Origin of the sequence: Eggerthella sp. (genome assembly GCF_048329335.1) — a bacterium.
GTDB lineage: Bacteria > Actinomycetota > Coriobacteriia > Coriobacteriales > Eggerthellaceae > Eggerthella > Eggerthella lenta.
In genome coordinates, this window is sequence record NZ_DBFEGU010000463.1 from 1 (window position 1) to 7,133 (window position 7,133).

Sequence of the window (7,133 nt, forward strand, 5' to 3'; positions counted from 1 at the left end):
GCTTTAACATGAGCGAGGTCGTTTCTTCTTCCGATTTCCAGTCCAAGGTGCTTGATGCGCAGGGTCCCGTTCTCGTGGACTTCTTCGCCACGTGGTGCGGTCCGTGCAAGATGCTCGCGCCCACGCTCGACGAGGTTGCCGCCGAGACGGCCGGCAAGGCAGCCGTCTACAAGCTCGACATCGACCAGAGCCCCGACATCGCGCAGAAGTACGGCGTCATGAGCGTGCCCACTCTCATGGTGTTCGAAAACGGCCAGGTGAAGAACCAGGCCGTGGGCGTGCAGCCCAAGCAGAACATCCTCTCGATGATCGGCTAGCTTCTTCCTCGGCCTGAGGCGGCGAAGCCCTCTCCGCTCGGAGGGGGCTTTTTTGCGCCCGCATGCCGGATGTCGCCCGGGCTTACCGGTCGTCTGCGGGATCGCGCGGCGTTTCCCCCACCACCCAGGCGCGATGGCAGTCCCAGCGTCCTGTTTCGTCCGATGCCGTCAGAAGGTAGTTTCCCACCACCGCCTGAGGCTCGATGCCTTGGCGGGAGGCTTCGGCGAACAGCGCGGCGGCGTTGCTGGCGTCGGCAGTGGGGGACACTTTGAGCAGGCACTCCCGGCAGGTCGTCTCGTCGTGAGCGCTCGATCGGCGCCAAAGCACGGCACCGTCCTGCGCGCCTGCGTCCACGGCCGACTCGTAAACCTCGTCAGGCTTGTCCGCAAAGACGACCACCCCGTAGCGCCAGGGCTCCTCCACGAGCAGCTTCCAGGGAGCCGCGGCATCGTAGTCGATGGCGCTCAGGCTGCCGATGGCCGGGGAGCCGGGCTGCATGCCCGCCCGTCGCAGCTCCTCGGCTTTCGCGTTGAGCGCGCGCTGGCGGGCGAGGCGCGCCTTCGTGGCTTCCAGCTCGGCGATGCGCTGCTCGACGCCGTCCTCGGTGCGCGCGAGGGCCTCGTCCAGGCTGCGCGCCGAAAGCGCTCGGTACCCCCGCAGCTCCTTGACCGGCACGCCCAGTTTGCGGTAGAACGCGATCTCGCTGGCCTCGATGAGATCGTGCAGCGAATACTGGCGGTAGCCGTTCGCTTCGCCCCGTCCGGCTTGCACGAGGCCCTCGCTTTCCCAATAGCGCAGCGTGGAGGAGGCGACGCCCAGGTAGCGGGCTGCTTCTTTGATGTCGTAGAGGCGGGGCAAGGTCATGGGCGCGTTCCTTATCGATGGTCTGAAGATTCGGCGAATCCCGCACATTGCGGGCTTTACCTTAAAGCAGCTTTAAGGTTTAGAGTACCATGCGGAAAAAATCTCAGCAAATTGCATATCGGAGCGACATGACATGATTACTAGAGGCATGCTCAAAGAGTATTTGAAATACATCGTCCCCACGATGATCACGTTCACGCTGGGCGGCGTGTACAGCATCATCGACGGCGTGTTCGTGGGACACGCGGTAGGAGACGCGGGCCTGGCCGGCATCAACGTAGCCTTCCCGCTGGTGGCGTTCATCATGGCCGTGGGCACGGGCGTCGGCATGGGCGGCGGCGTGATCTCGTCCATCGCGCGCGGCGCCGGAAACGAGGCGAAGGCGCGGCGCGCCATGGGCACCACGCTCACGATGCTCGCGCTGTCCGCCGTGCCCATCATGGCGCTGCTGTTCACGCTGGCGACGCCCATTTGCGAGCTTTTAGGAGGCCAGGGCGAGACGCTGGCGCAGGCGGCGGCGTACACGGGCGTCATCGCCTGGGGCGTCCCGTTCCAGATCCTCGTGACCGGCTGCACGCCGCTTATCCGCAACCAGGGGAAAGTGGCCTACGCGATGGCCGTGCAGGTGTTCGCCGGCTTGATGAACGTGGCGCTTGACTACGTGTTCGTCATCTTGCTGGGCATGGGCACCGCCGGTGCGGCGGCGGCCACCGTGGTCTCGCAGGTTTCGGCGTTTCTGCTGGTGCTGGGCTTTTTCCTGAAAAGGGAGAACCGCATCGCCGTGGCCGACTTGCGTCCCGACCGGCATATCGCGCTGCATGCGCTGCGGTTGGGGCTGGCGCCGTTCGGGCTGACCCTTTTGCCCGAGGCCACGGTGGTGGCCATCAACGTGAACCTGTCGATGTACGGCGGCGAGCAGGCGCTGGCGGCCTACGCAGTGGTGTCGTACACCGCCTGCGTCATCCAGATGCTCATCCAGGGCGTGGGCGACGGCTCGCAGCCGCTCATCTCCAAGCACTACGGCGCGGGCGACGCCGACGGCGTGCGCCGCTTCCGCAACACGAACTACCTGATCACCATCAGCCTGGGCGTGTTGGGGTTGGCGGCCATGTACCTGCTGCGGAATCAGGTGCCGCTGCTGTTCGGGGCGTCCGACGAGACGGCAGGGCTCATCGCGTACGCGCTGCCCGTCTTCTCCACCGCGTACGTGTTCTACGGGTTCACCCATGCGTCCACTTCGTATTTCTACGCGGTGGACGACGCGAAGGCGTCGAGCGCCATCGTGTACGGCGAGGCGCTGCTGGTCGTCCTCATCGTGTTCGGCGCGGCGCGCCTGTTCGGGCTCGACGGCATCTGGCTGTCGGTGACCGCCGTGCAGATGGTGCTGTCCGTGGCGGCCGCCGCTCTGCTGCGCTACCGTCATCGCGCGCGTCGGCCCGATCGCGCGGCAGAGCCCGCGGCAAGCGAGGCCTGCTAGCGGGCGCCCTGTCATCCTGAGCGAGCGCAGGGAGGCCCCGCGCAGCGGGGACGCGAAGGATCCCGTGCGGCGCCAGCCGTGAGATTCCCCGCTGGCGCCGCACGGGATCCTTCGACTTCGCGGCTTCCGCTGCTTCGCTCAGGATGATGCGGGGTCGAGCTCTTGCTCGACGAGGGGCTTGAGGTAGCCGTAGCCTTCGGCGTCCATGCGCGCGTAGGGCACGAAGCGCAGCGCTGCGCTGTTGATGCAGTAGCGCAACCCGCCCGTCTCGGCCGGGCCGTCGGTGAACACGTGGCCGAGATGAGCATCGCCCGCACGGCTGCGGACCTCGGTTCGATAGGTGCCCAGCGTCCGGTCGAGGCGCTCGGTGACCACCTCGCGCGCGATGGGGCGCGAGAAGGCGGGCCAGCCGCATCCGGCATCGAACTTGTCGGCCGAGGAGAACAGCGGCTCGCCGCTGGTCACGTCCACGTAGATGCCCGGTTCGAACGTGCGGTCGTAGGCGTTGCGGAAGGGCGGCTCGGTAGCGTTCATGCGCGTAACGCGGTACTGGTCGGCCGACAGCATGCGGCGCAGCTCGTCGTCGGAGGGGGCGGCGTAGCCCGCCTCGCGGATGAGCGCGTCCACGTCCGCATCTGCAAGGCCGTCTTCGTTGCGCGGCCCGTCTGCGCGACGCGACACGGACGGCGCGGGGATGTCCTCGCGCTCGACCGCGCCCGCCGTCGCGGCGCCCTCGCCCAACGCGAGCGGTTCGCACAGCCCGTCCACCTGCACGCAGGCCCGGCCTTCCTCGAGTCCCATGCGCTCGGCGAACGCGTCGGCGCTGCGAACGTCGATGTGGCAGTAGCCGCCCGGGTTCTTCTCGAGGTAGTTCTGGTGGTACTCCTCGGCGGGGTAGAAGCCGTCGAGCGGCTCCACCTCGGTGACGATGGGGCTCGTATAGCGCGCCTGCTGGCGCAGCAGCGACGCCTCGATGGCGGGCAGGTCGGCCTCGTCGGTCCAATAGATGCCCGAGCGGTACTGGGTGCCGCGGTCGTTTCCCTGACGGTCGACCGACGTGGGGTCGATGGCCTCGAAGAAGGCGTCCAGCAGCACGTCGGTGGGCAGCACGCGCGGGTCGTAGGTTACGGCCACGGTTTCGGCGTGACCCGTGTTCCAGCGACATACGTCGTGATAGCTGGGGTTCTCGGTGGAACCGTTCGCGTAGCCGACGACGGTTCCGCGAACGCCCGGCAGTCGTTTCAGATAGGCTTCGAGCCCCCAGAAGCATCCTCCGGCAAGATACAGGGTGCGTAGCTCGGCGGGGGTTTCGCTCCCTGCCGAATCCGCGTTCGTCATGTTGCTCGCGTGATTCATGCCCGGTCCTTTCGATAGCGATCGCATTCATGGTAGTGCGGAGGGGGCGGACGCGGGGCGCATGCTGGAATCCGTCACGCATGCGTTGCCGGTCGCGCTCCGTTCCTGCCGTTTTAGCGCATATTGGTGCCAAGTTTGTGACATTTAGGCGACGTACCTTATACTTACACTCGGAAAACACGGATACCCGCGAAACCAGGAGGCATGCATGACCGAGGAAACCGCGAGCAACGAAACATCTGCCGCGTGCAAGGCGGCATCGACGAACGACGTCATCGACGTCGCCGTCATCGGAGCCGGTCCGGCCGGGCTCACGGCGGGACTGTACGCCGCGCGCGCAGGCTTGAACGTGGTGCTGTTCGAGCGCATCTCGCCGGGCGGACAGCTTGCTCAGACCGAGCACATGGAGAACTACCCGGGCTTTCCCGAGGGAACGGGAGGCTTCGAACTGGCCTTCGCCATGAAGCAGCAGGCCGATCGTTTCGGCGCGAGCAACGTCGGCGAAGAGGTGGTGTCGGTCGACTTCACCCAGAACCCGAAGGTTCTGACCACCGCGTTCAACGAGTACCGCGCCAAGAGCGTGATCATCGCCACGGGCGCGCGCCCGCGCAAGCTGGGACTCGAGCTGGAGGAGGACCTGCAAGGGCGCGGCGTGTCGTACTGCGCCACGTGCGACGGCAACTTCTTCCGCGACAAGGAGGTCATGGTGGTGGGCGGCGGCAACACGGCCGCGGGCGACGCCATCTATCTGTCGCGCATTTGCAAGAAAGTGTACCTCGTGCACCGGCGCGACAAGCTGCGCGCCACGGCCATCTACCACAAGCGCCTGGAGGACCTGCCGAACCTCGAGTTCGTGTGGAACGCCGTGCCCCGCAAGCTCGTGGCCGACGAGGGCAAGCTGGCCGGCGTGCGCCTCGAGATGCTCGAGACGGGCGAGGAGCGCGACATCGCCGTGGACGGCCTGTTCGTGGCCGTTGGCACCGAGCCCAACACCGAGTTTCTGGGCGGCGCGCTGCAGTGCGACGAAACGGGATACATCGTGGCCGATGAGTCGTGCGCGACCGAGGTGCCCGGCGTGTTCGCCGCGGGCGACGTGCGCACGAAGTTCCTGCACCAGGTGGTGACCGCCGTGTCCGACGGCGCCGTCTGCGCCGAAGAGGCCGCAGAGTATCTGGCGATCTAGGATAAGATGCGGATCGACGGTCGATCTGCTATCATAAACCAGTTACAGCATAGGCGCCCGCTCCGCATGCTTGGAGCGGGCGTTCTTGGCGCGCGGGGCGCGCGAGCACGGGAACCACGTCGAAAAGGACAGCACCCATCATGCAGGATAACGATATGCGCGAGAAGCTGACGAAGATCATCGAAGCCTACGAGGATGTGCAGGCGAAGATGGGCGATCCGGCAGTCCTCGCAGATCAGAAGGAATACAACCGCCTGGCCAAAGAGTACGCCAACCAGGGTCCTCTGGCGAAGAAGGCGCGCGAGTACGTGCAGGCGGCCGACGATCTGGCCGAAGCCAGGGAGATGCTGGCCGATCCGGACATGAAGGAATTCGCGTTGGAGGAAATCGCCGGCATCGAGGCGAAGCTGCCGGCGCTCGAAGAGGATATCAAGTTCATGCTGATCCCGGCCGACCCGGCCGACGACAAGGACATCATCGTAGAGATCCGCGCAGCTGCCGGCGGCGACGAGGCGGCCATCTTCGCGGGCGAGCTGTACAAGATGTACGAGCGGTTCGCGAGCGCGCAAGGCTGGAAGACCGAGACGATGGACATGTCGGCCTCCGAAGCCGGCGGCTTCAAGGAGATCCAGTTCAAGGTCAAAGGCGACCACGTGTACTCGGTCATGAAGTTCGAGAGCGGCGTGCACCGCGTGCAACGCGTTCCGAAGACCGAGAGCCAGGGCCGCATCCACACCTCCACGGCCACCGTGGCCGTGCTGCCCGAGGCCGACGAGGTGGAGGTCGAGATCAACGAGAACGATCTGCGCATCGACGTGTACCGCGCCGGCGGCCCGGGCGGCCAGTGCGTGAACACCACCGACTCGGCCGTGCGCATCACGCACCTGCCTTCGGGCCTCGTGGTGCAGTCGCAGGATCAGAAGTCGCAGCTGCAGAACAAGATCGCGGCCATGGCCGTGCTGCGCGCCCGTCTGTACGAGAAGATGTTGGCCGAGCAGCAGGCCGCCGAGGGCGCGAAGCGCCTCGCGCAGATCGGATCGGGCGACCGCTCCGAGAAGATCCGCACGTACAACGGCCCGCAGGACCGCGTGACCGACCACCGCATCGGCTTCAACGGCACGTACAACGGCGTGCTTCTGGGCGACGGCCTGGGAGACGTGATCACCGCTCTGCAGGCCGCCGACCGCGCGCAGAAGCTGGAAGCCGCGGTCTAGATTGAACGACATCTGGACCATTCAGGCCGCCCTTGATTGGACGGTGGGCTACCTCGAGCGCAAGGGCGACGAGAACCCGCGGCTGTCCGCGCAGTGGCTGCTGTCCGAAGCGACCGGCCTTTCCCGCATCGAGCTGTACGCGAATTTCGAGCAGCCGCTGTCGATGGAGGAGCGCGATGTGCTGCGCGCCTACGTCACGCGCCGCGGCAAGGGCGAGCCTCTGCAGTACATCACGGGCGAGGTCGGATTTCGCCATATCACGGTGAAGGTTCGCCCCGGCGTGCTGATCCCGCGCCCCGAGACCGAGGTGCTGGTCAGTGAAGCCTTGGCGCTGCTGCCGGCGGCGCCGAAGCGGGTGGCGCAGCATGCATGGCCGGAAGACGACCTTCCCCCTGTCCCTTGGCCGGAAGGCGAAGCCGGGGAGCAACGCCCCGAGCGAACGGCCGACCAGGGCGTCGCCGAGGATGAATCGACGCCGGCCGTCGCCTCGGGTGAACCCGCTCCCGAGCCCCCCGAGCTGCTCGTGGCCGACCTCTGCACCGGTTCCGGCTGCATCGCCTGCTCCGTCGCCTACGAGCATCCGCTCGCGCGCGTGGTGGCGACCGACATCGTGCCCGAGGCCGTCGCGCTCGCTCGCGACAACGTGGCTGCCCTCGAGCTGGGCGACCGCGTCGAGGTGCTGTCGTGCGATCTGGGCGAGGGCGTCGATCCTACGCTCATG

Annotated in this window: 7 protein-coding genes; 5 read left to right on the forward strand and 2 right to left on the reverse strand. The window is 66.6% G+C overall.

Going from position 1 to position 7,133, the window contains the following annotated elements; translation table 11 throughout:
* Nucleotides 1-8 precede the first annotated feature (8 nt).
* Nucleotides 9-317 (forward strand): thioredoxin, encoded by a 309-nt coding sequence (gene trxA / locus ACMO6A_RS14240; RefSeq protein WP_009304247.1) that lies wholly within the window; start codon nt 9-11, stop codon nt 315-317.
* An 82-nt stretch (nt 318-399) separates the two neighbouring features.
* Here trxA and ACMO6A_RS14245 read toward each other — a convergent pair whose 3' ends face one another.
* Nucleotides 400-1,182 (reverse strand): MerR family transcriptional regulator, encoded by a 783-nt coding sequence (locus ACMO6A_RS14245; RefSeq protein ID WP_009608283.1) that lies wholly within the window; start codon nt 1,180-1,182, stop codon nt 400-402.
* Between the two features lie 133 nt (nt 1,183-1,315).
* On the opposite strand from ACMO6A_RS14245, the gene ACMO6A_RS14250 reads away from it, so the two are divergent.
* Nucleotides 1,316-2,659, forward strand: a complete 1,344-nt coding sequence (locus ACMO6A_RS14250) for an MATE family efflux transporter (RefSeq protein ID WP_009304249.1) — start codon at nt 1,316-1,318, stop codon at nt 2,657-2,659.
* Between the two features lie 138 nt (nt 2,660-2,797).
* On the opposite strand, the gene msrA is transcribed toward ACMO6A_RS14250, so the two are convergent.
* Nucleotides 2,798-4,015: a peptide-methionine (S)-S-oxide reductase MsrA gene (gene msrA, locus ACMO6A_RS14255; protein WP_114548094.1), complete on the reverse strand. Its 1,218-nt coding sequence runs from the start codon at nt 4,013-4,015 to the stop codon at nt 2,798-2,800.
* 208 nt (nt 4,016-4,223) lie between these two features.
* On the opposite strand from msrA, the gene trxB reads away from it, so the two are divergent.
* The 3 genes from trxB to ACMO6A_RS14270 all read left to right on the forward strand — a co-directional run.
* Nucleotides 4,224-5,198 carry a thioredoxin-disulfide reductase gene (trxB, locus tag ACMO6A_RS14260; protein WP_009304251.1) on the forward strand — a complete coding sequence of 325 codons (975 nt, stop codon included), beginning with the start codon at nt 4,224-4,226 and terminating at the stop codon, nt 5,196-5,198.
* A 155-nt stretch (nt 5,199-5,353) separates the two neighbouring features.
* Nucleotides 5,354-6,412 carry a peptide chain release factor 1 gene (gene prfA, locus ACMO6A_RS14265; RefSeq protein ID WP_015760833.1) on the forward strand — a complete coding sequence of 353 codons (1,059 nt, stop codon included), beginning with the start codon at nt 5,354-5,356 and terminating at the stop codon, nt 6,410-6,412.
* Nucleotide 6,413: 1 nt separating this feature from the next.
* A partial coding sequence (locus ACMO6A_RS14270) for a N5-glutamine methyltransferase family protein (protein ID WP_418471456.1) occupies nt 6,414-7,133 on the forward strand: 720 nt, incomplete at its 3' end.

What these genes read in the sequence shown, in the direction of transcription:
- prfA (WP_015760833.1), top strand. Translation starts at nt 5,354, where the DNA reads ATGCGCGAGAAGCTGACGAAGATCATCGAAGCCTACGAGGATGTGCAG.
- trxA (WP_009304247.1), top strand. Translation starts at nt 9, where the DNA reads ATGAGCGAGGTCGTTTCTTCTTCCGATTTCCAGTCCAAGGTGCTTGAT.
- trxB (WP_009304251.1), top strand. Translation starts at nt 4,224, where the DNA reads ATGACCGAGGAAACCGCGAGCAACGAAACATCTGCCGCGTGCAAGGCG.
- ACMO6A_RS14245 (WP_009608283.1), bottom strand. Translation starts at nt 1,182, where the DNA reads ATGACCTTGCCCCGCCTCTACGACATCAAAGAAGCAGCCCGCTACCTG.
- msrA (WP_114548094.1), bottom strand. Translation starts at nt 4,015, where the DNA reads ATGAATCACGCGAGCAACATGACGAACGCGGATTCGGCAGGGAGCGAA.
- ACMO6A_RS14250 (WP_009304249.1), top strand. Translation starts at nt 1,316, where the DNA reads ATGATTACTAGAGGCATGCTCAAAGAGTATTTGAAATACATCGTCCCC.